The organism is Hydrocarboniphaga sp. FW305-C-57, from assembly GCF_058783045.1.
In genome coordinates, this window is the sequence record NZ_JBYSYG010000010.1 from 47,919 (window position 1) to 71,356 (window position 23,438).

At 65.6% G+C, this 23,438-nt stretch carries 25 protein-coding genes; 18 read left to right on the forward strand and 7 right to left on the reverse strand.

Annotation, left to right across the window (positions count from 1 at the left end; genetic code table 11):
* Positions 1-113: 113 nt before the first annotated feature.
* Entirely contained in the window at positions 114-1,211 is a 1,098-nt protein-coding gene (locus tag AC3WUM_RS18595; RefSeq protein WP_007187070.1) for a site-specific integrase, read from the reverse strand.
* A gap of 170 nt (positions 1,212-1,381) precedes the next feature.
* Here AC3WUM_RS18595 and AC3WUM_RS18600 point away from each other — a divergent pair, with 170 nt between their 5' ends.
* Positions 1,382-2,410 (forward strand): DNA-binding protein, encoded by a 1,029-nt coding sequence (locus AC3WUM_RS18600; RefSeq protein WP_492412067.1) that lies wholly within the window; start codon positions 1,382-1,384, stop codon positions 2,408-2,410.
* 628 nt (positions 2,411-3,038) lie between these two features.
* On the opposite strand, the gene AC3WUM_RS18605 is transcribed toward AC3WUM_RS18600, so the two are convergent.
* Genes AC3WUM_RS18605 through AC3WUM_RS18615 form a run of 3 tightly spaced genes read right to left on the reverse strand, consistent with a single transcriptional unit; the run spans position 3,039 to position 3,899 of the window.
* A complete protein-coding gene (locus tag AC3WUM_RS18605) occupies positions 3,039-3,251 on the reverse strand; it encodes a GDCCVxC domain-containing (seleno)protein (RefSeq protein ID WP_083844665.1) in 213 nt (70 codons plus the stop codon).
* 8 nt (positions 3,252-3,259) lie between these two features.
* Positions 3,260-3,541, reverse strand: coding sequence for a mercury resistance system periplasmic binding protein MerP (gene merP / locus AC3WUM_RS18610; protein WP_007187068.1), 282 nt, complete (start codon positions 3,539-3,541; stop codon positions 3,260-3,262).
* Positions 3,542-3,554: 13 nt separating this feature from the next.
* A complete protein-coding gene (locus tag AC3WUM_RS18615; protein WP_040455175.1) occupies positions 3,555-3,899 on the reverse strand; it encodes a mercuric transporter MerT family protein in 345 nt (114 codons plus the stop codon).
* 75 nt (positions 3,900-3,974) lie between these two features.
* Here AC3WUM_RS18615 and merR point away from each other — a divergent pair, with 75 nt between their 5' ends.
* Positions 3,975-4,373, forward strand: a complete 399-nt coding sequence (gene merR / locus AC3WUM_RS18620; protein ID WP_040455173.1) for a mercury resistance transcriptional regulator MerR — start codon at positions 3,975-3,977, stop codon at positions 4,371-4,373.
* 324 nt (positions 4,374-4,697) lie between these two features.
* Here the strand turns inward: merR and AC3WUM_RS18625 are convergent, their stop codons facing one another.
* Positions 4,698-5,600: a LysR family transcriptional regulator gene (locus tag AC3WUM_RS18625; RefSeq protein ID WP_492412068.1), complete on the reverse strand. Its 903-nt coding sequence runs from the start codon at positions 5,598-5,600 to the stop codon at positions 4,698-4,700.
* A gap of 128 nt (positions 5,601-5,728) precedes the next feature.
* On the opposite strand from AC3WUM_RS18625, the gene AC3WUM_RS18630 reads away from it, so the two are divergent.
* Complete coding sequence (locus AC3WUM_RS18630) at positions 5,729-6,409, forward strand: type 1 glutamine amidotransferase domain-containing protein (RefSeq protein ID WP_492412070.1); 681 nt, start codon at positions 5,729-5,731, stop codon at positions 6,407-6,409.
* Positions 6,406-6,708, forward strand: coding sequence for a putative quinol monooxygenase (locus AC3WUM_RS18635; RefSeq protein WP_492412071.1), 303 nt, complete (start codon positions 6,406-6,408; stop codon positions 6,706-6,708). Before AC3WUM_RS18630 ends, AC3WUM_RS18635 begins: the two co-directional genes overlap by 4 nt.
* Positions 6,709-7,485: 777 nt before the next feature.
* Here the strand turns inward: AC3WUM_RS18635 and AC3WUM_RS18640 are convergent.
* Both AC3WUM_RS18640 and AC3WUM_RS18645 read right to left on the reverse strand, forming a co-directional pair.
* The gene (locus AC3WUM_RS18640) at positions 7,486-7,932 is read right to left on the reverse strand and encodes a nuclear transport factor 2 family protein (RefSeq protein ID WP_492412073.1); all 447 of its coding nucleotides are present in this window, start codon (positions 7,930-7,932) and stop codon (positions 7,486-7,488) included.
* A gap of 7 nt (positions 7,933-7,939) precedes the next feature.
* Entirely contained in the window at positions 7,940-9,673 is a 1,734-nt protein-coding gene (locus tag AC3WUM_RS18645) for an FAD-binding protein (protein WP_492412074.1), read from the reverse strand.
* A gap of 137 nt (positions 9,674-9,810) precedes the next feature.
* Between AC3WUM_RS18645 and AC3WUM_RS18650 the strand changes: the two genes are divergently transcribed.
* The 14 genes from AC3WUM_RS18650 to AC3WUM_RS18715 all read left to right on the forward strand — a co-directional run bounded on the left by AC3WUM_RS18650 (position 9,811) and on the right by AC3WUM_RS18715 (position 23,425).
* A complete protein-coding gene (locus AC3WUM_RS18650) occupies positions 9,811-10,701 on the forward strand; it encodes a VOC family protein (RefSeq protein ID WP_492412076.1) in 891 nt (296 codons plus the stop codon).
* Positions 10,702-10,731: 30 nt separating this feature from the next.
* Positions 10,732-11,607 carry a CoA transferase subunit A gene (locus AC3WUM_RS18655; protein ID WP_492412274.1) on the forward strand — a complete coding sequence of 292 codons (876 nt, stop codon included), beginning with the start codon at positions 10,732-10,734 and terminating at the stop codon, positions 11,605-11,607.
* Between the two features lies 1 nt (position 11,608).
* Positions 11,609-12,430 (forward strand): CoA-transferase subunit beta, encoded by an 822-nt coding sequence (locus AC3WUM_RS18660; protein ID WP_492412078.1) that lies wholly within the window; start codon positions 11,609-11,611, stop codon positions 12,428-12,430.
* The gene (locus AC3WUM_RS18665) at positions 12,427-13,314 is read left to right on the forward strand and encodes an enoyl-CoA hydratase (RefSeq protein ID WP_492412079.1); all 888 of its coding nucleotides are present in this window, start codon (positions 12,427-12,429) and stop codon (positions 13,312-13,314) included. Before AC3WUM_RS18660 ends, AC3WUM_RS18665 begins: the two co-directional genes overlap by 4 nt.
* A 4-nt stretch (positions 13,315-13,318) precedes the next feature.
* The gene (locus AC3WUM_RS18670) at positions 13,319-14,446 is read left to right on the forward strand and encodes an NAD(P)H-dependent flavin oxidoreductase (RefSeq protein WP_492412081.1); all 1,128 of its coding nucleotides are present in this window, start codon (positions 13,319-13,321) and stop codon (positions 14,444-14,446) included.
* Positions 14,443-15,219, forward strand: a complete 777-nt coding sequence (locus AC3WUM_RS18675) for an enoyl-CoA hydratase family protein (RefSeq protein ID WP_492412083.1) — start codon at positions 14,443-14,445, stop codon at positions 15,217-15,219. Before AC3WUM_RS18670 ends, AC3WUM_RS18675 begins: the two co-directional genes overlap by 4 nt.
* Positions 15,216-16,391 carry an acyl-CoA dehydrogenase family protein gene (locus AC3WUM_RS18680; protein ID WP_492412085.1) on the forward strand — a complete coding sequence of 392 codons (1,176 nt, stop codon included), beginning with the start codon at positions 15,216-15,218 and terminating at the stop codon, positions 16,389-16,391. Before AC3WUM_RS18675 ends, AC3WUM_RS18680 begins: the two co-directional genes overlap by 4 nt.
* A 1-nt stretch (position 16,392) precedes the next feature.
* Positions 16,393-17,472 carry an acyl-CoA dehydrogenase family protein gene (locus AC3WUM_RS18685; RefSeq protein ID WP_492412087.1) on the forward strand — a complete coding sequence of 360 codons (1,080 nt, stop codon included), beginning with the start codon at positions 16,393-16,395 and terminating at the stop codon, positions 17,470-17,472.
* A complete protein-coding gene (locus AC3WUM_RS18690) occupies positions 17,472-18,626 on the forward strand; it encodes an acetyl-CoA C-acetyltransferase (RefSeq protein WP_492412088.1) in 1,155 nt (384 codons plus the stop codon). Before AC3WUM_RS18685 ends, AC3WUM_RS18690 begins: the two co-directional genes overlap by 1 nt.
* 1 nt (position 18,627) lies before the next feature.
* A complete protein-coding gene (locus AC3WUM_RS18695; RefSeq protein WP_492412090.1) occupies positions 18,628-19,500 on the forward strand; it encodes an SDR family oxidoreductase in 873 nt (290 codons plus the stop codon).
* A 14-nt stretch (positions 19,501-19,514) separates the two neighbouring features.
* Positions 19,515-20,639 (forward strand): acyl-CoA dehydrogenase family protein, encoded by a 1,125-nt coding sequence (locus AC3WUM_RS18700; RefSeq protein WP_492412092.1) that lies wholly within the window; start codon positions 19,515-19,517, stop codon positions 20,637-20,639.
* Positions 20,636-21,805 (forward strand): acyl-CoA dehydrogenase family protein, encoded by a 1,170-nt coding sequence (locus AC3WUM_RS18705; RefSeq protein WP_492412094.1) that lies wholly within the window; start codon positions 20,636-20,638, stop codon positions 21,803-21,805. The genes AC3WUM_RS18700 and AC3WUM_RS18705 overlap by 4 nt, the downstream gene beginning before the upstream one ends.
* A gap of 362 nt (positions 21,806-22,167) precedes the next feature.
* Complete coding sequence (locus tag AC3WUM_RS18710; RefSeq protein WP_492412096.1) at positions 22,168-22,962, forward strand: SDR family oxidoreductase; 795 nt, start codon at positions 22,168-22,170, stop codon at positions 22,960-22,962.
* Between the two features lie 7 nt (positions 22,963-22,969).
* Positions 22,970-23,425: a MaoC family dehydratase gene (locus AC3WUM_RS18715; protein ID WP_492412098.1), complete on the forward strand. Its 456-nt coding sequence runs from the start codon at positions 22,970-22,972 to the stop codon at positions 23,423-23,425.
* Positions 23,426-23,438 lie beyond the last annotated feature (13 nt).

The window sequence follows — 23,438 nt, forward strand, 5'->3', positions numbered from 1 at the left end:
TCTGAATCAAGGGCTTCGACCTGTAGATTCCGGCCTTTGCCAAGTTCGATAGTAGCTTAAGACCCCCACATCTGCCGAGCATTGCTCGGGTTACCTCCGCGCACGGAACTGCCTTAGTCCAACAGGTTTCCAACGGCGTTGGCCGCCAGTTCGCCGCTCCGGTAATACCCTATAACCGTATCGACCTTCCGATGCTCGGTCATGGCCATTACGTCACCCACGGGAATGTTCTTCCGACCCGCCTCCGTGACAAAGCCTGACCGGAGGCTGTGGCCCGCCCAATCGCCGTCCAATCCGGCTAACAAGGCGCGTTTGCGCACGATGTTCGCGACGGATTCCGGGGTGAGGGGAGGGCCCACTCGCGACCCCCACAGGCGCCGGAAGATCGCGCCCTCGGCAATGGCAGCCGCGTCGAGCCAGGCCTTCAGGGCCTCAGCTGCCTTGCCACGGATCGGCTTATCTGGCTGCTTGACTGTCCCATCCTGGTTGGTCTTTGACCGATGCAGCCGATAGGCATAGTTGCTGCCATCCGCCTTGATTAAGCGCTCCACGATGGCATCGGCCACCTCCGATCGCCGGCGACCGCCGCTGGACCAGGCAAACAGCAGCAGCGCCCGATCTCGGATTCCCTTGAGGGAGTCATCGCAGGTGGCCAGCATGGCTTCCAGAGGCTCCCGGGTCGCCGCCGTCTTCTTCGTGACGATTTCACCACGCTTGGAGGCGGCGCGTTTGGCGCTCGACAGCAGCTGGCGGACCTGCGGATCTTCACAGGGATTAGGCTGCCGGCGCAGTTGGTGCAACTTGGAAAGCACCGCCAGCCGGTGGACCACGGTGTTCATCTTCAGCGGTCCGGCCTGGCGCTTGAAATCGCTCTCGACCAAGAGCTGGTCGATCGCCGCTGGCAGCTCGCAGACCGGCTGGTCGATCGGGCCGCGCGCCAGGTGGTCGACCAGGAATTGCAGCACCGTCGGCACGGCGACGGGCAGGGCCAGCGGCTGCCCGTAACGCGCCTGGGCCCAGGCACACCAGTAGCGCAGGGCGCTGCGATAGCTGCGGACGGTATTCTCGGCTTGGCCGGCGACCAGGATTTCCTCGGCCGCGCGCCGCGCCGCGTCGCCCAGTTCGGACGGCGAGATCAGCTCGGCCGGCGCCGCGACCGTCACGGCCGCGGATTTGGGCCTGCGTCTGCGCGGTGGCTCAGCGGTCGGCATATCGGTATAAATCCTATGTACTATGTATTAAATACGACGTTCGACCTGTCGTATTCGTGATAAACATCTCTTATCACGAGTATAAAGGCAAGGGCAGGGATTTGAGAATCGGGAGACCCCATGAGCATTAAAACGCGAAAATCGGAGCCGGTTAATACCGGGAAAACCCTATGCGCGGTGTAACGCTGACCGACATCACGCGCGCTGCGGATCAGCTGCTGGCCGAAGGTGAGCGGCCGACGATCGATGGCGTGCGCCGGATCTTGGGGACCGGCTCGCCTGGTACGGTGAACGCTCTGCTCAAGCAGTACTTCCAGTCGCTGCCGTTGCGCCTGAACTTGCCGGCGTCGATCGCGACGGCCGCGGCTGAACTCTACGAGCAAGTACAGAGTACTGCCCGCCAGGAACTGGAATCGGAACGGGCGGAGGCTGAGGCGGCGCTCGCTCAAGGCCGCGAAGCTCTGGCCCAGGAGCGCCGTGACTTCGAAGTCGAGCGCACGGCGTTCCATCAGCGAGTTGCCGACCTGAACGCCGATCTGGAACGTCACCGGGAGCAGCTCAAGACCACCTCAGCCAAGCTCGCCAGCACCGAGAAAGAGCTGGGAACTCAGACGACCCGCGCGACCACCGCCGAGGCCCAGGCCCGCGCTTCCGAGGCCGAGCGCGAACGCGCCGCCCAGAAGCACACCGGCGAACTGCAGCGGCTGCGCGACCAGGCCGAGGGCAACGAGCGTCACCTGCTGGGTCGTATCGACGAACAGAAGGCCCAGTTGCAACGCCTGGTGCAGGATCGAGAGCGTGAAACGGCCGCCGCAGCCAAGCATGCGGCAACCCTCGAGACATCGGTGTCGGAGGCCGCCAAACTGAATGCTTCGCTCCGGGCGGAGCTGACGACCGCGCAGCGTGACCTCGCCAAGCGCCAGGAGGCCGTGGTGGCCGCCGAGAATGCCCTGCAGCGGGTCCATGAGCAGGCCGCCAGGGACCAGGCACTGCGCCAGGCTGAACTGGATCGTGCCCGTGCCGAGATCGAACAGCTGACCGGGAGCAGCGAGCAGCACAAACGTGACCGCGACGAGGCCTTGAGAGATGCGGCAAAACTCGAAGGCCGGCTGTCGGCACTGCTGGGGCAATTGGAGGAAGCCAAGGCTGAGATTCGCCGTCTGCAGAAGGCCAAAGCCGGTGAGGCTGGAAGCTCTTAGTTCGACGTCTGCAGCACAGGTTGCGTCAGTCACCTATGCCGCCGCACCTTGTCCGGCGGCCGGATTGATCATATCAAAGGCGTCCACCACATGAGAATTTTCGCAACCATTCTTGCAACGTTCTCCGCGATTCCGCTGCTTTGCGGATGTTTCACCAGCGAAAGTGACACAACTCGTAGTAGGCGACGGCTGATACCAAGGCGCTGAGTTACTCGCCGTCAAGGTTGCCCGAGGATGAGGCAGGGGGTGCCAGGCGATCGTTCAGCAGCCTGATGACTTCCGATAGGTCGTACCCGAAAGGCGTTCGGGCAGCCAAATGAGCAGTGGAGCTATTCCGAGCGACACTAGCAGCCACTTTTCGGAGTGATGCGAGGTGCCTACGTCGAATCCGTACGCGATGCTCGCAGCTATTGCCAGGAGCAAAAAGTAGGGTCCTGTGATGTAGCAATGCAGTCGGTGGCAGCGAGCGGCATTGACGAGGCAGGCGGCGGCCCCGATCAGAAGAAGCGCGGGATACCGGTCAGCGCCGAAGAACGCCCCTGCGGAGATGCCGCCGGGAATGATCCAGAAGCCGAGCACATGCGACGGCCTGCGAACGCTGTCGCAGCTTCGCGGGTCAGTCATTGGATCAGCCACAGCATCGGCTCTGTTGCTGAATCGGAGGGCACTTCACCGAGCCGAATGAGCAAAACACACAGCAGTCACCGGCAGTCGGCCGGAGAAGCGTCTTGCAATCGCTGCATTCGTAGAAGAATTGGCAGGCATCCGCAGGCATGGTCTCGGACTTTGAAGCTCCGCATCGCGGACAGGTAATCACTGATTCAAACACGATGGCGCTCATGGCCGTCGCTACTTTTGCACGGCCGATGGATACCCGGCATTCCTGGTCGCGGCGGTCAGATCGGCGGACTTGGCCTTGTCCGGATCGAAAGTGACGCGCGCCGTCTTCTTCGCGAAATCGATGCTGACTTCGCTTACGCCGGCGACGCCTTGCAGCGACTTCTTCAGGGTGATCGGGCACACCTGACAGGTCATGTTCTGAACAACAAGCGTTACCGTTTGTGGGGCCATCGCGAAGGCTGCCAGCGGCAGCGCCGTGAGTGCGAGCAGTGCCAAGAAAGTGTTGTACATGGGAGTCTCCGTTTCAGTAGAACAGCGAGGCCAGCAGAGGTACCGCGAGCAGGCAGAGCAGCAGGATGCCGACGACCAAGAAGATCAGGCGGTGGCGCTTGGTGGTGATTGGATCGATGCATGGCATGCCAGGCGCACATACCTGTGGCACGAGGTAGAGCTGGTGAAATGCGCGGCCGAGGAAGACCAGCGTCAGGCCGATGAAGATCGGCCGGTACGGCTCCATCGCCGACAAGTTGCTGATCCACGATCCACCGATTCCGAAGGCCAGCAGCACCAGCGGCCCGACACAGCACACGGATGCTCCAGTGGCCGCCGCGACACTCGCAATCAGTGAGGGTTTTCCAGTGAATTGCATCCGCCGCATCCTTGACCTGGCAATTTAGCTGCTACTCTAAACTCCGTACCAAGGTACGGAGTCAAGGGGCGCGCGATGACAACAGGACTGACAATCGGCAAGCTCGCGGAAGCAGCTGGCGTCAATATCGAGACGGTGCGGTACTACCAACGGCTGGGCCTACTCAACGAACCCACGAAGCCGTCTGACGGGTATCGACGGTATACCCCTCAGCAAGCCAAGCAGCTTCGCTTTATCAAGCGGGCACAGGGCCTAGGCTTCACGCTGTCTGAGATCGGTGGCCTGCTTAGGCTGGATTCCGCCTGCATGTGCGCCGACACCCGGGAATTTGCTGCGCGGAAGCTGGCAATCATCGAGCAGCGAATGGCCGATCTCGTGGCAATGCAGGAGGCGCTGACGGACCTGATCCGGCAGTGCGACGCCGGTGATGGCGGGGATGCCTGCCCCATCATTGAAGTGCTCGCGGCGGCTTGAGCGTGAGTAGTCACCGCTTGGATGCATCGCCGCCGCGCTAAAAGGTCAAAAGGGCGGGTGGTTTAGAAGCTCTGAAATCTCAAGTTTCGAGGGCTAAAATTAACAAGCACAAACAGCAAGTTATGCCGACTTTGCTGCGATTTCGTCAGAATCCCCGCCAACCCTCAACTAGGGCCGGTTACAGCTCAGAGCTGCCATTTGAGTCGTTCTTCGATTGCCGACGAAGCGGACGCTGGTTCGTTATCCACACTGTGAGGCTGCCGGAGACACGGGGTGGCCGGGGCGAAAACGTCGCACTAAGTACAGCGGGTCCGTGCCCTCGACCTACCACTCTGCTGATGCCGCCGCACCCAGCAGGAAATCCCGCAGCAGGCGCGTGCTCGGTCCGATGCGCTTGCTGTGAACCAGGAAGATGCTCAACGACGCGGTCTCAACATTGGGCAGCACGCGGACCAGTTGGCCGGAGGCCAGCGGCGCGCCAGCATCGTAGGACGGCAAGCGCGCGATCCCTTCACCGGCCAGCACGAAGGCGAGTCGCGAGGCGGCGCTGTCGGTGACGATGTCCCCTCGGACCGGGATGTCGTGGCGCGTCCCTTCCGACACGACGCTGACGCTCCGCTGATTCGGTGGATAGATCACCCAGCGATGCTGCTCCAACTCCTCGATCGAAGTCGGCATCCGGTGCCGGCGCAGGTAGGCCGGCGCCGCGCACAGCATCGTCGCCACTTCCACCAGCTTGCGCGCATGAAGCTCCGAGTTCGGCAGCGGTCCGGCGCGCACCGCGAGCTCGACGCCCTGCTGCACGAGGTCGACGGTGCTGTCGCTCATGGTCACGTGCAGACGCACGGCAGGGTAACGTCGCCGGAATTCGATGAGAGCGGGCAGGACCCGCTGGGTGCCGAAGTGATGCGAGCAGGTGAGCCGCACCTCGCCGCGCGGCTCTGCGCGTAGCAGCTCCATGCCGCGAATGCCGTCCACGGCCTCGTCCACGAGGCGTTCGCAATGCACACGAAACGCCTCCCCGGCCGGTGTCAGGCTGAAACTGCGCGTGCTGCGCTGAGCCAGGGGAACGCCGAGCCTGCTCTCCAGTGCGCGCACGTGATGACTGACCACGGCGCGCGTTAGCCGCAGCTGGCGCGCTGCAGCGGCGAAGCTGCCGCAACGCACTACTGAGGCGAAAACCGCCATCGCGCGCAGCTCGTCCAGAATCGGGGCATCGGTCTTCATTGGGCCGATTGTCAAATCAACTCATCCAGTCCGTCAACGCCGCAGCGGCTACTGTCAACGCTGCAGGACTCCTAATGTTGCTTCACCGCAGCAACGCGGTGCCAACAACCCAACGAAAGGAGAGTGTCATGAGCGTCAAGCACGTACTGGTAATTGTGACAAACGCGGCCAAGATCGGCCCGAATGGCCGTAGCACTGGCTACTTCTTCCCGGAGATCGCGCATCCCTTCGAGGTCTTCGACGCGGCTGGCGTGGCGGTGGAGTACGCGTCACCCAAGGGCGGGCCGGTATTCGAGGACGGGTACGACGAGCGTGACCCAGCACAGCTCGCGTTCCGCCAGAGCAGCTCGATTCGGCGCCTGGGGCATAGCCGCAAGCTTTCGGAGATCGATGTCCTGGACTACGACGCGATCTTCTTTCCGGGCGGCTTGGGGCCGATGGTCGACATCTGGCAGGACGCAGACGTGAAGCGCGCCGTGATTCGCGCCTGGAACGGCGGCAAGATCGTCTCGGCGGTCTGCCACGGCCCGGCTGCATTCCTGGGTGTGACGCTCGATGACGGCACGCCGTTGGTGAAGGGGCGGCGCCTGACGTCGTTCTCCAACGCGGAAGAAGAGGGCTACGCCAAGCCCGACGTTCCCTTCCTGCTCGAGTCGGCATTGCGCAACGAGGGTGCGCAGTTCTCGTCGACGGCGCCGTGGCAGACCGAGGTCGTCGTCGACGGGCTGCTGATGACCGGACAAAATCCGGCATCGGGCGGGCCGCTGGCGAAGCAGATCGTCGCCGCCCTGCAGGAGAACCACTCATGAGCGCGTCCGACAGCATCGTGGTCAATGCACGCTGGCAGGTGAGCGCCGAGGCGCTGGACGAGGTCCTGGCACTCGTAAGGGAAGTCCGCGCACGTTCGCTCGCGGAGCCTGGGTGCCAGGAGTATGAGGTGTTCGCGAGCCTCGACGACCCGTGCAGCCTGCTGCTGGTCGAGCGCTACCGTGATGCGGCGGCGGTCGAGGCCCACCGAGCGACGTCGCACTTCCAGGAGTTGGTGCTCGGCCAGATCGTGCCTCGACTGGAACGGCGGTCGGTAGACGTGCTGCAAGCGCGTGGTTGAGCAGAGAGGAGCGGTTGGATCGAAACCAGCCGCTCCTACTCATCACAGCGCTGAAATCGTGCGGCGGACTGCATGGGTACGCTTTCCGAGAAAGCGCCTACGAATGCAGGCGTCAAAAACGCTTCAGTCCGACTACGCGGCGGAGAAGCCGACTCTCGTGATGGACTGCTTCTAGCACTGAGCTGCCGTTGACACGGACTCAGGAGGCTTTGCCTCCTTCTCAAGCCAAGCTGCAATCAAAACACTTCTCTTCGATTCGCTTCGCAATGCGCCACCCAGCGTCTGGGCGTACTAAGCCGTTGTTTGATCGCAGCAGAAGCGGCAGCGGAACACGCCTCAGCGTGCCGAACCTGGCGATCAGCGCATGTTCCAGGGCGGCGCTCGCTGTGGTTGCACGCCCTGTCCGCGACAGATGTCGGAAGGTAGCCTATGCGGCCGTAGCAAGATTCGGAGTGTGTTGAAGCGTTGGCAATCAAAGACTCGCAGAAACTTCACGACTGCGAGCCTCTCCGTCATGAACTCGCCCGGCATGCTGGCTCGGTTGTCGCTGCATTCTCTGTCTCGACGCCAGCTCGAAGAACACCGAGAACCTGATACGCATCGGCGAGTGCGTGCTCCATCTGCCGTCTCCAGCCCAGGTCGGTAACGTCGATCGGTTGGCGCGGCTGCTGTTTCAGGATGGCGTTGAGCAATCCGGGGAAGCAGGGGTCGGGCTGAGTCGCGCCTGACGCGTGTGTGCACGCACCGGCACGCTGGCGCGTGCACACACGCGAGGCTTCAAGCTTTCGTCACCGCTGGAGCCAAGCTGCAATCGAAGCACTTCTCCTCGATTCGTTCCGCAATGCGCCAGCCATCACCCGTACGCACGAGCCGATCGAGATACCAGAACCCGAAGAACATCGTCGTCTTCTTGCCGCCCTGCGGCTGGATCACCATCGGGTTGAAGCAGACGATGCGGCTGTTCGCGGTGTCGCCGTCGATTTCGAGCTGCAGGTTGCTGACGAGGTGGTAGTAGTGCGGAAACCAGTGCAGCGTTTCGGCGAGCCAGCGCTTGATCTCGGGATAGCGGCCCTTGATGCCGCCCATCGCGCTGTAGTCGATCCAGGCATCGGGCGTGAATACGCGATCGAGCGCATCCCAGTTCTTGCGGTCGATCGCGCCGGAATAGTCGGCGTGCAGTTGCTGGATTTCGAGCCGGTCGGAGATCGTTTGCAGGTCGAGCATGTCGGGCTCAGGCTTCGGCGGTCTGGCGTGCGTCGCCAGCGAGTGCGGCGGCGACATCACGCGCGGCCCTGCGGCCCGAGAACACGCAGTCCGCGTACGAGAGTCCGCTGACGTAGATGTTCGAGCAGATGCCGACCGCCGTTCTGCCGGCCGCATACAAGCCGTCGATCGTGCTGTCATCGGCGCGACGGACCAGGCCGCGTCGCTCGTCGACGCGCAGGCCACCGACGGTCATCGTCGGCAGCGGCAGCCACTTCGAATCGATCGAGGCGTCTATCGCATAGAACGGGCCTTCGCTGATTTCGGCGCATTCGCCGCTGCGCTTTTCGAAGGCGTCGTCGATCTCGCCGCGTGCAGCCTTGTTGTAGTCGGCGATCGTCCTGGCCAGCGTTTCGCGATCGAAGCCGATGCGATCGGCCAGTGCAGTTAGCGTCGGTGCCTGCTTGGCGTTGAACCACAGATTCACGAGCGCGACATCGCGCTGGAATGGCACCGTCGACGGATCGCGCGCCTGCGCCATCGCATCGCGGCGCAGCCTCGCGTCGAGCACGATCCAGGCCTTGCCGCCGTTACGCTCGACCATCGCGTCGCCGATGCTCGCGCCGTACAGCATCTCGTTGACGAAGCGTTCGCCGCGCTGGTTCACGAGCGCGCCCTTGGCCCAGGCCAGCGGCGGATTGATGAAGCGCCAGGCACTGATGCGATGCGGCAGATCGAAGGCGCCGCCGGCGCCGACGCCTAACGCGATGCCGCTGCCGGTGTCGCCGAGCGTGCCGAGCGGCATGCCGGCGCTGTATTTCGGCGCGAGCTCGCCGATCATCTTGCGATTCATCACGAAGCCGCCGGTCGACAACAGCACGCCGTGACGCGCGCGATACCAGCGCGGCACGCGATGCTGGCGCTCGATCGCCGCGGCCTTGCGCAGGTAGCGCTGGCCGATGCGCTGCGTGAGTCCGGCGAGCGGAAAGCTCGGCGGCAGGGCGCCGAGCCACTGAGAGGCTGCAGCGATGCAGCGCGCGTAGGCCGCATGCGCCGGCGAATCGGCCGGAATCACGAGCGCCTTCACGCCGACGACGCGACCGCCCGCATCGATCGCGAGCTGCTGTGCCTCCGCATGCACATGCAGTTTCAGCCCGAGCTTCAGCGCCGCCTCGCGCAGCGGATCGTAGATCGCGCCGCCGAGTCCCCAGGCTTTCTTGCCGTTGGTGGTGTAGCCGCGATGTCCGCGCGCCGCCGGCTTGGCCAGTCGCGCATAGGGCGCGGCCAGCGAGCTGTCGGAGTGATAGAGGAACTTGTCGAGCGGCGGGTACGAGGTCTTGTCCTTGCACAAGGCGCTGCTGAGCTGGGCTCCGTGCCGCAGCAGCCAGTCGACGGTCTCGACGCTCTCGTCGCAGAAGCGGCGCAGGGTTTCGTCCTGCACCACGCCGTCGGTTTCGATCTTGAGGTAGCGGAACATCTCCTCGGCCGTGTCCTGCTCGCCGGCCTGGCGCTGGATGGCGGTGCCGCCGCCGGCATAGAACACGCCGCCGTTGGCCTTGGTCGATCCGCCGAGTCCGTAGCGATCGAGCGCGATCACGCTGGCGCCGCGCTCCAGCGCTTCGAGCGCGGCGGCGATGCCGGCTCCACCGACGCCGACCACGACCAGGTCGGCGGCCTCGCTCCAGGGATGCTGTCCGGGGTCGACCGTGAGCGGCGGCTCGATCGGCAAGTCCCAGCGCGAGGCGAGCTCGTCGGCGGACATCGCAAGGCTCCTGTGGCGTCGGAAGAGGCCGCCAGACTCGGCCAAGCGCCTGCGCCGAGCCTCACCCCATCGGATGAAGAGTGCGACAGGGGCCGTCTCGATAATGGCCTCGAACCCGCATCCGGTGCCGATTCGCCATGGCCTCATCCATACAGGCGCTCGCTTACTTCGTCGCGCAAAGCAGAAACGTTCCGGCCTGGCAGCGCTATGCCGAACAGGTGCTCGGTGCGCAGGCCGCGCCGGCGCCCGACGGCGGGCTGTACCTGAAGCTCGACGAGCGCGCGTACCGCATCGCCATCGTGCCGGGCGACGAGGATCGCTATTACGCCTCGGGCTGGGAGCTGCCGGATCGCGCCGCGTTCGAGGCGACCGTCGCTGCGGTGCGCGCGGCCGGCGTCGAAGTCACGCCGGCCGATGCGCAGACCCTTGCTGCACGCCAGGTCGAAGCGCTCGCGAGCTTCGTCGATCCATCCGGCAATGTTCACGAGCTCAGTTGTGGGCGCACCGGCGGCGAGTCGGCTTTCGTTTCGCCAATCGGCGTGCGCTTCAAGACCGGCAGGTTCGGTGTCGGCCACACGGTGCTGCCGACGCTGAACTTCGATGCGAGCCTCAAGTTCTTTCGCGAAGTGCTTGGCTTCGGGCTGTCGGACATTTTCGTTTTTCAGCCGGCGCCCGACGCGCCAAGCATGCGCATCTACTTCCTGCATGCGGCGAGTGGCCGCCATCACAGCCTTGCGCTCGCCGAAATGCCGAGCCCCAGCGGCTGCGTGCACGTGATGCTAGAAGTCGAGGACAAGGCCGAGGTCGAACGCGCGGATCAGCGCCGCATCGAGCACGGCGTCAAGCTCATGGCGACGCTCGGCCAGCACGAGAACGATCGCATGACCTCGTTCTACATGATGACGCCGGGCGGCTTCGCGCTCGAATACGGCTGGGGCGGCATCGAAGTCGATCCGGCGACCTGGCAGACCACGCAGACCCAGCAGGTGTCGATCTGGGGCCACGATTTTTCGGTCGGCTTCGCCTGATTGCCCGCGCGCTCACGAAAACACATGGCACTGAACAAACAGAAGACCGCAGCCGAAGTCGTCGCCGAACTGCGCAGCGGCATGACGCTCGGTATCGGTGGCTGGGGGCCACGCCGCAAGCCGATGGCGCTCGTGCGCGAAATCCTGCGCTCGCCGCTGCGCGATCTGACCGTGGTCAGCTACGGCGGGCCCGATGTCGGCATGCTCTGCGCGGCCGGCAAGGTCCGCAAGCTGATCTTCGCCTTCGTCACGCTCGACGCGATTCCGCTCGAACCGTATTACCGCAAGGCGCGCGAGAGCGGGGCGATCGAGATCGAGGAATACGACGAGGGCATGTTCCAGTGGGGCCTGCGCGCGGCCGCGATGCGCATGTCGTTTCTGCCGACGCGCGTCGGCCTCGGCAGCGACGTGCTCGCGCGCAGCCCGCGCCTGAAGACGGTGCGCTCACCGTACGACGACGGCGAAGTCTACGTCGCGATGCCGGCGCTCAAGCTCGATGCGGCCCTGCTGCACGTCAATGAGGCCGATCGGCTCGGCAATACGCTCCTGCGCGGGGCCGATACCTTCTTCGATCCCCTGTTCGCGCGCGCGGCCGATGCCTGCTACGTGAGCACCGAGCGCCTGCGCGACAAGCTCGAACTGGGCGCCGAAGACGCGCGCCAGAATGGCTTCGAGCGCTATCTCGTGCGCGGTGTCGTCGAAGCCAGGGGCGGCGCGCATCCGACGTACTTGGGCCCCGATTACGGCTGGGATCTCGATCATCTGAAACGTTACGGCGCGAGCGCGGCCGAGGACGGTGGCTGGCAGCGCTACGTCGAGGAATTCGTCTCGCGCGGCGAGGCCGAATATCTGAACCGCATCGGTGGAGCCGAACGCCTCGGCCGCCTGCGCCAGCCGATGTTCTGACATGAGCCACGAAACCATCTCATTGGCCGAACTCATGATCGTCGCCGCGAGCGAAGCCTGGCGCGACAACGGCGAACTGCTGGCCTCGGGCATCGGCGTGATTCCACGTCTCGGCGCGAGCCTCGCCAAGCTCACGCACTCGCCCGAGCTGCTCATGACGGACAGCGAGGCCTATCTGGTATCCGAGCCGGTTCCGCTCGGACCGCGTGGGGATTACGTACCGCGCTATGAAGGCTATCTGCCGTTCGATCGCGTGTTCGAATGCGTCTGGGGCGGCCGCCGCCACGCCATGATCGGGCCGACGCAGATCGATCGCTGGGGGCAGAGCAACCTGTCGGTGGTCGGCGACTACGCCAAGCCCAAGGCTGCGATGCTCGGCGTGCGCGGCCTGCCGGGCAACAGCCTCTGCCACATCAATTCGATGTTCGTGCCGCAGCACAACACGCGCGTGTTCGTCTCCGGCGAAGTCGACATGGTCTCGGGCGTCGGCTATCGGCGCGAGCGCTTCTCCGAAGGCATGAACACGGCCTTCATCGATCTGCGGCGCATCGTTACCGACTTGTGCGTGCTCGATTTCGAAGCACGTACCGATGACGGCAGCCCGGCGATGCGCGTGCGCTCGCTGCATCCGGGCGTGAGCTTCGATCAAGTGCAGGCCGCTACCGGTTTTCCGCTGCAGCGTGCCGCCGATCTCGGCGAAACCGCCTTGCCCGATGCGCAGCAGCTCGCGCTGATCGCCCGGCTCGATCCGCACAATCTGCGGGCCGCTCAGCTCAAGAACAATCCGCCTGCATTGCGCGCGAGCACGCAGGTCGGCGCATGAGCGATCTCATCGAGCCAAAGACCGTTGAGATTCAGTACGAGACCGACGAGGCCGTTCTCTATCGCGTCGAGGATGCGACGGCCTGGATCACGATGAATCGGCCGCAGTACAACAACGCGCAGAACTCGCAGATGACCTACGCGCTCGACGCCGCGTTCCGGCGCGCGGTCGACGACGATGCGGTCAAGCTCATCGTGCTCGCGGGCGCCGGCAAGCACTTCTCGGCCGGGCACGACATCGGCACGCCGGGCCGCGACCTGCACAAGTCCTTCGACCGCGTGCACCTGCTGCCCGAGCACGTCAACAAGCCCGGAGCCGAGCTGCTCTATACGCGCGAGCAGGAGGTCTACCTCGGCATGTGCCGGCGCTGGCGCGACGTTTCCAAGCCGACGATCGCGATGGTGCAGGGCGCCTGCATCGCGGGCGGGCTCATGCTCGCCTGGGTTTGCGACCTGATCGTCGCGAGTGATGACGCCTTCTTTCAAGACCCCGTGCAGCGCATGGGCATACCGGGCGTCGAATACTTCGCGCATGCCTTCGAGCTGCCGCCGCGCGTGGCCAAGGAGTTCATCCTGCTCGGCGAGCGCATGAGCGCCCAGCGCGCCTACGAACTCGGCATGGTCAATCGCATCGTGCCGCGCGACCAGCTCGAAAGCGAAGTGCGCGCGATCGCCGAGAATCTTTCCGCCAAGGGCCGGCTCGGGCTCTGGCTGACCAAGCAGGCGATCCATCACGTCGAGGATTTGCGCGGCAAGCGCACGGCGATGGATGCGGTGTTTCACATGCATCACTTCGCGCATGCGCAAAGCGATCTGACGCAGGGCAACAGCCTCGGCGGACAGGACGCACGCTCGATGGCGGCCGCGAACAAGAAACAGGGGTGAGCCGATGACGGCGAGCCTGTTGCAAACCGAACTGACGCGCACTCTCGGCTGCCGCTATCCGATCGTGCAGACCGCGATGGGCTGGGTCGCCGACGCTAATCTGGTGAGCGCGACCACGCATGCCGGAGGCTTCGGCTTTCTCGCCGCGGCGGTGATGTCGACACCGACGCTGCGCAAGCAGATCGCGCTCGTGCGCGAGCGTTGCGCAGGTCCGTTCGGCGTCAACTTCCACATGTTCCAGCCGAACGCGGCCGAGGTCATCGATACGCTGATCGAGCATCGCGATCGCATTCGCGCAGTCAGCTACGGCCGCGGGCCGGATGCGAAGACCATCGCCCGCTTCAAGCAGGCCGGCATTCTGTGCATGCCGACGGTCGGTGCGCTCAAGCATGCGCAAAAGGCCGTCGAACTCGGTGCCGACCTCATCACCGTGCAAGGCAGCGAGGGGGGCGGTCACACGGGCAGCGTGCCGACCACGCTGCTGCTGCCGCAGGTGCTCGACGCGGTGAAGGTTCCGGTCGTCGCGGCCGGCGGCTTCCATTCGGGGCGCGGACTCGCGGGCGCGCTGGGCTTCGGCGCGGCGGGCATCGCGATGGGCACGCGCTTTCTAATGACGGCCGAGTCGCCGGTTCCGCGCGCGACCTTGCAGCGCTTTCTCGATGTGCGGGAGGCCGCGAACATCCGCGCTTCGACCGCGCTCGACGGCATGCCGCAGCGCATGATCGACAACGAATTCCTGCTGCGGCTCGAACGCGGCGGCCTACCGTCGCGCCTGTTCGTCGCGCTGCGCAGCGCCTGGAGCTGGAGACGCCAGACCGGCATGTCGATCGGCCACATGCTCAAGACCTTCACCGGCGCGATGCGCGAAGGCGACTCGGCCATACAGACGATGATGGCCGCGAACGCGCCCGTCATCATTCAACGAGCCATGGTCGACGGACATCCCGATGAAGGCGTGCTGCCGAGCGGACAGGTCGCCGCCGTGATCGACGCGCTGCCGCCGGTCGCCGAACTCATCGCGGCCATCGTCGCCGAAGCCGAGCACTGCCTGTCGCGTCTGCAGGCCCCGGTTTCGACGACCGCGACCATCCCGACAACCGCGATTCCGACACTGTCGGCGAGAACCGCATGAGCCAGCCCTTCCGCACCACGATCACCGACGGCATCGCCGAACTGGTGATTCAGCGTCCGCCCGTCAATGCGCTCGACGACGCCGGCTGGCATGCGCTGGCCGACGAGATCGAGCGCATCGGCCGGCTGCCCGAGGCGCGCGTGATCCTGCTGCGCGCCGAGGGCCGCGGCTTCTGCGCCGGTGTCGACATCAAGGAGCTCGATGCGCATCCCGACCGCATCGTCTCGGTCAACGCGGGCAATTACCGCAGTTTCGAAGCCGTGCATCGCAATCCGCTGCCGGTGATCGTGGCCGTGCACGGCTTCGTGCTCGGCGGCGGCATCGGGCTGGCCGGTGCGGCTGACATCGTCGTCGCGGCCGATGACGCGAGCTTCGGCGTACCCGAAGTCGATCGCGGCGCGATGGGCGGCGGTGCGCACCTGCAGCGGCTGTTCCCGGTGCAGAAGGTGCGCATGATGTACTTCACGGGCGAGCCGATCGGCGCAGCGGAGGCGCATCGCCTCGGCGCGGTCGAGCGCGTGGTGCCGCACGAGCAGCTGCGCGAAGCGGCGCTTGCGATCGCGACGAAGATCGCAGCCAAGAGCGGGCCGATGATCCGGCTCGCCAAGGAATCGCTCAACGGCATCGAGGACGGCAATCTCGAGGACAAGTATCGCTGGGAACAGGGCTTCACCTTGCAGGCTTACATGAGCAAGGATTCGGCCGAGACGCGCCGGGCCTTCGTCGAAAAGCGCGATGCGCAATTCGATGGTCGTGCCGGAGCCAAGATATGAGGCTCGAATACACCGAGCCGCAGCGCCAGTTTCGCGTGGAGGTGCGAGCCTGGCTCGCGGCCAATGTGCCGAAGACGCCGCTGCAGAGCTTCGATACCGAACAGGGCTTCGCGGAGCATCGCGCCTGGGAGGCCAAGCTCGCCAAGGGCCGCTACAGCGCGGTGACCTGGCCCGAAGCCTTCGGTGGCCGCGGCTGCGACCTGATCGAATGGCTGATCTTCGAAGAGGAATACTGGAACGCCTGCGCCCCGCTGCGCGTGAACCAGAACGGCATCTTCCTGCTCGCGCCGACGCTCATGGAGTACGGCACCGACGAGCAGAAGGCGCGCTTCCTGCCGCGCATGGCCAACGGCGACGACATCTGGGCCCAAGGCTGGAGCGAACCCGGCGCGGGTTCGGACATGGCGGCGATCCGCAGCAAGGCCGTTCGCGATGGCGACCATTACGTGCTCAACGGGCAGAAGACCTGGAGCACGCGCGCGGTCTGGGCCGACTGGCTGTTCGGGCTGTTCCGCAGCGAGCCCGATTCTCAGCGCCATCACGGGCTGACGTTCGTGCTGCTGCCGCTGAACCTGCCGGGCATCACGATCCGCCCGATCCGCCAGCTCAACGGGCTGCCGGGCTTCGCCGAGATCTTCTTCGACAACGTGCGCGTGCCGGTCGAGAACCGGCTCGGTGGCGAAGGCGAGGGCTGGAACATCGCGATGGCGACGGCCGGCTTCGAACGCGGGCTCATGCTGCGTTCGCCGGGCCGCTTCCAGCAGACCGCGCGCATGCTGATGCAGCTCTACCAGCGCAATCGCGAGCGCGCGGACGCCGACCCCGCGATCCGCGACGCGGTCATGCGCAGCTGGATGGGTGCGGAGGCCTACGCGCTCGCCACGTATCGCACCGCCTGCAAGCTCGGCAAGGGCGCGAAGATCGGCGCCGAGGCGAGCACCAACAAGATCTTCTGGTCCGAGCTCGACCTGCTCATGCACGAGACCGCGATGCAGATCCTCGGTGCGAGCGGCGAACTCGTCACCGAGCCCGAGGAAGCCGCCGCGCTCGGCAATCGCTACGGCTGGCTCGACGGCTTCCTGTTTTCGCAGGCCGGACCGATCTACGCGGGCACCAACGAGATCCAGCGCAACATCATCGCCGAGCGCATGCTCGGCCTGCCGAGGGTTTAGGGTGGACTTCACTTTCAGCGAAGAACAGCTCGCCTACCGCGATGCGGTACGCAAATTCCTAATGGTGGAGGCGGCGCCCGAAATGCTGCGCGAAATCTGGGAAACGCGTAGCGGCCGTTCGCGCGAGCTGCGCGCCAAGTTCGCCGATCAAGGGCTCACCGCGATCTCGGTTCCCGAGCCGCACGGCGGCATGGGCCTCGGCGATCTCGACTGGGTGCTCGTGCAGGCCGAACTCGGCTACTACGCGATTCCGGATTCGCTGTCCGACACCGCGTATCTGGGTGCCTGGCTGATCGAAAACCTGCCGGCCGACGTCTCGCTCAAGCGCGAATGGCTGCCGCGCATCGCCGCGGGCAGCGCACGCATCGCGATCGGCCATCCGATCAATCCGCTGATCGCGGATGCCGAACTTGCCGATCTGCTGCTGATGTGGCACGAGGACGAGATTCATGCGCTGAAGCCCTCGGCTGCGCGGTGCAGCCTGCATCCGAGCATCGACGCTTCGCGCCGCCTGTATTCGGTGGAGTGGACGCCGTCGCCGCAGACACGGTTGTGTTCGGCGCGTCACGGCCGCGCGCTGTGGTCGCGGCTGCTCGATCGCGGAGCGCTCGCGCTTTCGGCCCAGCTGCTCGGGCTGGCCCAGCGCATGGTCGATCTCGGTGTCGATCACGCGGCGCAGCGCAAGCAGTTCGGCAAGCCGGTCGGCTCGTTCCAGGCGGTCAAACATCAGCTCGCCGACGTCGCCGTGAAGATCGAGTTCGCCGAGCCGGTGCTGCATCGCGCGGCCTATGCGCTCGCGAACGAACTCGACGATGCGGCCGTGCACGTCTCGCACGCCAAGCTCGCGGCCGGTGAAGCCGCGCGACTCGCGGCCCGCAACGCACTGCAGGCGCATGGCGCGATGGGCTACACCTGGGAGGCCGATCTGCAGATGTTCATGAAGCGCGCCTGGGCGCTCGACGCGGCCTGGGGCGATCGCATCTTCCACAAGCAGCGTGTGAGCGCCGCGATCTTCGCCGAATCGGTCGAGATCGGGCCGGGCACCACTTTCCAGAATCTGCAGGACTACCGGAACTTCTGATGGCTCAGGCACAGGCTTACATCGTCGACGCGCTGCGCACGCCCACGGGCAAGCGGCGCGGAACGCTCGCGAACATCCACGGCGCCGACCTCGGCGCGCATGCGCTCAAGGCCATCGTCGAGCGCAATGCGATTCCGGCCGAAGACTACGACGACGTGATCTTCGGCTGCCTCGATGCGATCGGCCCGCTGGCCGGCAACATCGCGCGCACGAGCTGGCTTGCGGCCGGATTGCCGCTGCACGTTCCGGGCGTGACCATCGATCGCCAGTGCGGATCGAGCCAGCAGGCGATTCACTTCGCCGCGCAGGCGGTCATGAGCGGAACGCAGGACGTGGTGATCGCCGGCGGCGTGCAGACCATGAGCCAGATTCCGATCAGCTCGGCGATGCTCGCCGCGCAGCCGCTCGGGTTCAACGATCCGTTCTCGGGCAGCAAGGGCTGGACGCAGCGCTTCGGCAGCGAGCCGGTGTCGCAGTTTCACGGCGCGCAGCTGATCGCGAACAAGTGGGAGATTTCGCGTCGCGAGATGGAGGCGTTCTCGCTCGAAAGCCATGTGCGTGCGCGTCGCGCGATCGCCGAAGGCCGCTTCGCGCGCGAGATCGTGCCGATCGCCGGTCTCGATCACGACGAGACCACGCGCGAGACTTCACTTGAGCAGATGGCCAAGCTCGAACCGCTCGCGCCGGGCGGCACGATCACGGCCGGCGTATCGAGCCAGACCGGCGATGCCTCCGCGGCCGTACTGATCGTGTCCGAGCAGGCGCTCAAGCGCTACGGGCTCACGCCGCGCGCGCGCATCCATCACCTGAGCGTCTATTCCGACGATCCGATCTTCATGCTCACGGCGCCGATCCCGGCGACGCGCGTGGCGATGAAGAAGGCCGGCATGAAGCTGTCGGACATCGACCTCGTCGAGATCAACGAAGCCTTCGCTCCGGTGGTGCTGGCCTGGTTCAAGGAAACCGGCTATCCGCACGAGCAGACCAACGTCAACGGCGGCGGCATCGCGCTCGCGCATCCGCTCGGCGCGACCGGCGCCAAGCTCATGACGACCTTGCTGCACGAGCTCGAACGCACCAAGGGCCGCTACGGCCTGCAGACCATGTGCGAAGGCGGCGGCGTAGCCAACGTGACCATCATCGAGAGGCTGTGAGATGAGCCGCATCTGCGAAGACCGCATCATCATCGTCACCGGCGCCGGAGCGGGCCTCGGCCGCGAATACGCGCGAGCGCTCGTCGCCGCAGGCGCCAAGGTGCTCGTCAACGACATCAAGCTCGAGGCGGCGCAGGCCGTCGCCGAAGAACTCGGGCCCGCCGCGCTCGCCAACGGAGACGACATCACCTCGATGAGCGGCGCGCGCTCCATCGTCGAGGCGACCGTCTCGCGCTTCGGCGACGTGCACGGCGTCGTCAACAACGCCGGCATCGTGCGCGATCGCATGTTCGCCTCGCTCAGCGAGGACGACTGGGATCTCGTCGTCAAGGTGCATCTGAAAGGCCATTTCTGCATCGCGAGCACGCTCGTGCAGCGCTGGCGCGATCAGGTCAAGGCGACGGGCCAGAAGGTCGACGCTCGCATCGTCAACACGAGTTCGGGTGCGGGTCTGCAAGGCTCGGTCGGGCAGAGCAACTACGCGGCGGCCAAGGGCGGCATCGCCTCGCTGACGCTCGTGCAGGCGGCCGAGCTCCGGCGCTACGGCATCACCGCGAACGCGCTCGCTCCGGCTGCGCGCACCGGCATGACCGAGCAGGTGTTCGCGGACACCATGAAAGCGCCAGACGCGGGCTTCGATTTCTATCATCCGTCCAACGTCGCGCCGCTGGTGGTCTGGCTCTGCAGCGCGGCTTCTGCGCAGGTCAGCGGACGCGTGTTCGAGGTGGCGGGCGGGCAGATTTCGGTCGCCGACGGCTGGCGCACCGGCGAGGTGATCGACAACCAGGCGCGCTGGAAACCCGAGGCGATCGGCGATGCGATCGAGAGCCTGATCGCGAAGGGGCAGAAGCCGCAGAAGGTCTACGGCACCTGAGTGGGGCGTCGCGCATGAACCTCGCACTGAGCGACGAGCAGCGCATGATCCGCGAGTCCGCGGATTCGGTGCTCGCGAAACTCGCGAGCTCGGCCCGGACACGGGCCGCGATGGAATCGGAAGCGGGATTCGACGCGGCGGCCTGGGAGCACATCGCAGCGGAACTCGGTTGGTGCGCGATGGCGGTGCCGGAGGTGCACGGCGGGCTCGGGCTCGGCGCCGTCGAGCTCGTGCAGTTGTTCGAGCCGATGGGCCGTCGGCTGTTCTGCTCGCCGTATTTTTCGACCGTCGCGCTGGCCTTGCCAGTTCTGCTGTATGCGGCCGACGAGGCAGCACGCGAACGCTGGCTGCCGAAGCTTGCGGAAGGTCGCTTGCGGATCAGCGCAGCGATGCCGGACGGCGCCGGTGATCAGCCTCGCAGTCTGTTGACTGCTTATTGCGCGGAAGGTCGCTGGCAGGTGGGCGGTCGTGTCGATCGACTCGTCGATGGAGCGAGCGCCGAGCTGCTGCTACTGCCGGCTCGCTGCGAGGATGGCGTCGGCTGGTTCGCGGTCCGCGCCGAAGCGGCGCGATGCGAGCCGATCGCCGGCTGGGACCGCACGCGTCGATTCGCGTCGATCGCGCTCGAAGCCGCGCCGGCGCTGCGACTCGACGCGAAGCGCGAAGACGTGCCGAAAGCCGCTGCGCTGTCGCGCTTGTGTCTGGCTGCGGAACAACTCGGTGGAGCGCAGGTTTGTCTCGACATGACGGTCGCCTATGTCGGCGAGCGCAAGCAGTTCGGGCGGTCGATCGCTTCGTTTCAGGCGGTCAAGCATCGCTGTGCGCAAATGATGGTGGAGGTCGAGGCTTTGCGGTCGATGGTTTATGGGGCTGCGGCTCTGTTTGCTTCGATCGACAGCGCTCCCTCATCCAGCATCGGCGAGTGCCGGTTGCTGGCGGACGAATGCGCACTCGCGCTGGCCCTGGCGAAAGACACTTACTTCAACTGCGCCCAGGAAGCGATACAGCTGCACGGCGGCGTCGGCTTCACCTGGGAATACGATCCGCAGCTGCATCTCAAACGAGCCCAGGCCGGCGCGCACTGGATGGGCACCGCGAGTGCTTTGCGCGAGCGTATCGCCGAGCGCGTGTTCGCATGAGCGCCGACGAGATGTTCAGGGCCGAAGTCGCGGCCTGGATGCGCGAGCACCTGAGCGGGCGATTCGCGCGCCTGCAGCATCGCGGCGGTCCGGGCGACGAAGAATTCGAACCCGAGCTGCGCAAGCAATGGGAGCGCGAACTCGCGGCCGGAGGCTGGACCTGCGTCGGCTGGCCGGTCGAATACGGCGGCCGTGGACTATCGATCGAACAGCAGGTGATCTTTCACGAGGAATACGCGCGCGCCGGCGGCCCGGGCCGCATGGGCCACATCGGCGAAGGCCTGATCGGGCCGACGCTGATTCGCTACGGAACGTCCGAGCAGAAGATGCGATTCCTGCCCGACATCGTCGCGGGCCGCACGTACTGGGCGCAGGGTTATTCCGAACCGAACGCGGGCTCCGATCTGGCCAATGTGCAGACGCGCGCCGAGCGCCAGGGCGACGGCAGCTGGCGCGTCAGCGGGCAGAAGATCTGGACGTCGCTCGCGCACGAGTCGGACTGGATCTTCGTCGTCGCGCGCAGCGAGCCCGGTAGCCACGGTGGCAAGGGACTGAGCTTTCTGCTGCTGCCGCTCGCGCAGCCGGGCATCGAGATCCGGCCGATCCGCCAGCTCGGCGGCGGCTCGGAATTCAACGAAGTCTTCTTCGACGGCGCCATCGCCGATGCGCAGTCGCTCGTCGGCGAGCCCGGCGAAGGCTGGAAGGTGGCGATGTCGCTGCTCGAAGCCGAGCGCGGCGTCTCCACGCTCGGCCAGCAGATGCGCTTCGCGCACGAATTCGATTGCGTCGTCGCGGCCGCCAAGGCCTGCGGGCGAGATCGCGATCCGTCGATCCGCGATCGCATCGCCCAGGCTGCCATCGGCTTGCGCACCCTGCGCTACAACGCGCTGCGCATGCTGGCCGGTGAGGCGACGAGCCTCGGCCGCGAGGCGCTGATCTACAAGTATTACTGGAGCAACTGGCATCGCGACCTCGGCAGGCTCGCGATGGACGTGCTCGGCGAGGCCGGTGAGGTGCCGAGCGACGATCCGCGGATCCGTCCGCTGCAGCAGCTGTTCTTCTTCTCGCGCGCCGACACGATTTATGGCGGGACCAACGAGATTCAGCTCAATCTGATTGCGGAGCGCGGGCTCGGTATGCCCAGGGAGCCGCGTCCGGCGGCGTAGGGATAGCTGCCGCTTTTCCTCTCTCCCGCTTGCGGGAGAGAGTCCCGCCAAAGGCGGGGAGAGAGGGTTCGTTGGGAAAGCGTGCGCGTGCTCCAAGCATTCCCTCTCCCGGTCCTTCGGACCACCCTCTCCCGCAAGCGGGAGAGGGGACCCGCAATGTAAGCCCGCTCTTTGATGTTTCTCTCACCCGCCTTGCGGGAGAGATTCCCTCGCGTAGCGAGGGGAAAGAGGGGCTTCCAGTGCCTACGAGCAAACATTCCTCAGCGGGGGCAAAGCAAGCGGCCTCGTTCGAATCTCACCCTTCCGGCTGATTTTCGAGCGCGTCCAAGCGGCCACACTGCGATCAGCCCATTGGACCGTCCATGACCGCCATCGCTTCCGTACCCGAATACGTCGCACCGCACGGACTGCTCGCAGGCCGCAGCGTGCTGGTCACCGCGGCCGCTGGAGGCGGCATCGGCTTCGCCACTGCCCGGCGCATGCTCGAAGAAGGCGCACGCGCGCTCGTGATCGCCGACGTTCACGAGCGCCGGCTCGGTGAAGCGCTCAACACGCTGCGTGGCGAGTTTCCGGATCGTGTCGTCGAAGGCCTGCTCGCGGATGTCACGCAGGAGCCGCAGGTGCGGGCGCTCGTCGATTTCGCCGAACGCAGCACCGGCGGCGTCGACGTGCTCGTCAACAACGCGGGCCTCGGCGGCAGTCGCCGCGTCGTCGACATGAGTGACGATGAATGGAATCGCGTGCTCGACGTGACGCTGACGGGCACGTTCCGCATGACGCGCGCGATGCTTCAGCGCATGCAGCCGCGCGGCAAGGGCGCGATCGTCAACAATGCCTCGGTGCTCGGCTGGCGCGCACAGAAGGAGCAGGCGCATTACGCGGCGGCCAAGGCCGGCGTCATGGCGTTGACGCGCTGTGCGGCGCTCGAAGCGGCCGAGTTCGGCATTCGCATCAACGCGGTGTCGCCGTCGATCGCGTTTCACGAGCATCTCAAGAAGACCGCGCCGGCTTCGCTGCTCAGCGAGCTCGCGAGTCGCGAGGCCTTCGGCCGCGCCGCCGAAGTCTGGGAGATCGCCAACGTGATCGTGTTCCTGGCCTCGGACTACGCCTCCTACCTGGTCGGCGAAACCATTTCGGCCTCGAGCCAGCGCGCCTGAGATTCGCATGCCCATCGTCTTCGAATCCGCCGAATCGTTGCTCGCCGCCATCGGGCAATCGCTCGGCGTCACGCCCTGGCTGACCATCGATCAGCAGCGCATCGACACCTTCGCGGATGCCACCGGCGATCATCAATGGATCCACGTCGATCCGGTGCGCGCTGCACAAAGCTCCTTCGGCAGCACCATTGCGCACGGCTTTCTGACCGTATCGCTGTGCGCGTTTTTTCTTCCCCAGCTCATCGACGTGCGCATGAAGATGGGCGTCAACGTCGGCAGCGATCGGCTGCGCTTTCCGAACGCCGTGAAGTGCGGCGCGCGCATCCGCGCGGTCGGCGAACTCATCGCCGCCGAAGCCACGCGCGACGGCGGCTTGCAGACCACCACGCGACTGACGATCGAAATCGAGAACGAAACGCGGCCGGCCTGCGTCGTCGATCTGCTGTCGCGCTACTACTTTTAGCGAGAGGTTCACA

Coding starts and splice junctions, on each gene's coding strand:
- AC3WUM_RS18595 (WP_007187070.1), bottom strand. CDS start 1,211: ATGCCGACCGCTGAGCCACCGCGCAGACGCAGGCCCAAATCCGCGGCC.
- AC3WUM_RS18600 (WP_492412067.1), top strand. CDS start 1,382: ATGCGCGGTGTAACGCTGACCGACATCACGCGCGCTGCGGATCAGCTG.
- AC3WUM_RS18605 (WP_083844665.1), bottom strand. CDS start 3,251: ATGAGCGCCATCGTGTTTGAATCAGTGATTACCTGTCCGCGATGCGGA.
- merP (WP_007187068.1), bottom strand. CDS start 3,541: ATGTACAACACTTTCTTGGCACTGCTCGCACTCACGGCGCTGCCGCTG.
- AC3WUM_RS18615 (WP_040455175.1), bottom strand. CDS start 3,899: ATGCAATTCACTGGAAAACCCTCACTGATTGCGAGTGTCGCGGCGGCC.
- merR (WP_040455173.1), top strand. CDS start 3,975: ATGACAACAGGACTGACAATCGGCAAGCTCGCGGAAGCAGCTGGCGTC.
- AC3WUM_RS18625 (WP_492412068.1), bottom strand. CDS start 5,600: ATGAAGACCGATGCCCCGATTCTGGACGAGCTGCGCGCGATGGCGGTT.
- AC3WUM_RS18630 (WP_492412070.1), top strand. CDS start 5,729: ATGAGCGTCAAGCACGTACTGGTAATTGTGACAAACGCGGCCAAGATC.
- AC3WUM_RS18635 (WP_492412071.1), top strand. CDS start 6,406: ATGAGCGCGTCCGACAGCATCGTGGTCAATGCACGCTGGCAGGTGAGC.
- AC3WUM_RS18640 (WP_492412073.1), bottom strand. CDS start 7,932: ATGCTCGACCTGCAAACGATCTCCGACCGGCTCGAAATCCAGCAACTG.
- AC3WUM_RS18645 (WP_492412074.1), bottom strand. CDS start 9,673: ATGTCCGCCGACGAGCTCGCCTCGCGCTGGGACTTGCCGATCGAGCCG.
- AC3WUM_RS18650 (WP_492412076.1), top strand. CDS start 9,811: ATGGCCTCATCCATACAGGCGCTCGCTTACTTCGTCGCGCAAAGCAGA.
- AC3WUM_RS18660 (WP_492412078.1), top strand. CDS start 11,609: ATGAGCCACGAAACCATCTCATTGGCCGAACTCATGATCGTCGCCGCG.
- AC3WUM_RS18665 (WP_492412079.1), top strand. CDS start 12,427: ATGAGCGATCTCATCGAGCCAAAGACCGTTGAGATTCAGTACGAGACC.
- AC3WUM_RS18670 (WP_492412081.1), top strand. CDS start 13,319: ATGACGGCGAGCCTGTTGCAAACCGAACTGACGCGCACTCTCGGCTGC.
- AC3WUM_RS18675 (WP_492412083.1), top strand. CDS start 14,443: ATGAGCCAGCCCTTCCGCACCACGATCACCGACGGCATCGCCGAACTG.
- AC3WUM_RS18680 (WP_492412085.1), top strand. CDS start 15,216: ATGAGGCTCGAATACACCGAGCCGCAGCGCCAGTTTCGCGTGGAGGTG.
- AC3WUM_RS18690 (WP_492412088.1), top strand. CDS start 17,472: ATGGCTCAGGCACAGGCTTACATCGTCGACGCGCTGCGCACGCCCACG.
- AC3WUM_RS18695 (WP_492412090.1), top strand. CDS start 18,628: ATGAGCCGCATCTGCGAAGACCGCATCATCATCGTCACCGGCGCCGGA.
- AC3WUM_RS18700 (WP_492412092.1), top strand. CDS start 19,515: ATGAACCTCGCACTGAGCGACGAGCAGCGCATGATCCGCGAGTCCGCG.
- AC3WUM_RS18705 (WP_492412094.1), top strand. CDS start 20,636: ATGAGCGCCGACGAGATGTTCAGGGCCGAAGTCGCGGCCTGGATGCGC.
- AC3WUM_RS18710 (WP_492412096.1), top strand. CDS start 22,168: ATGACCGCCATCGCTTCCGTACCCGAATACGTCGCACCGCACGGACTG.
- AC3WUM_RS18715 (WP_492412098.1), top strand. CDS start 22,970: ATGCCCATCGTCTTCGAATCCGCCGAATCGTTGCTCGCCGCCATCGGG.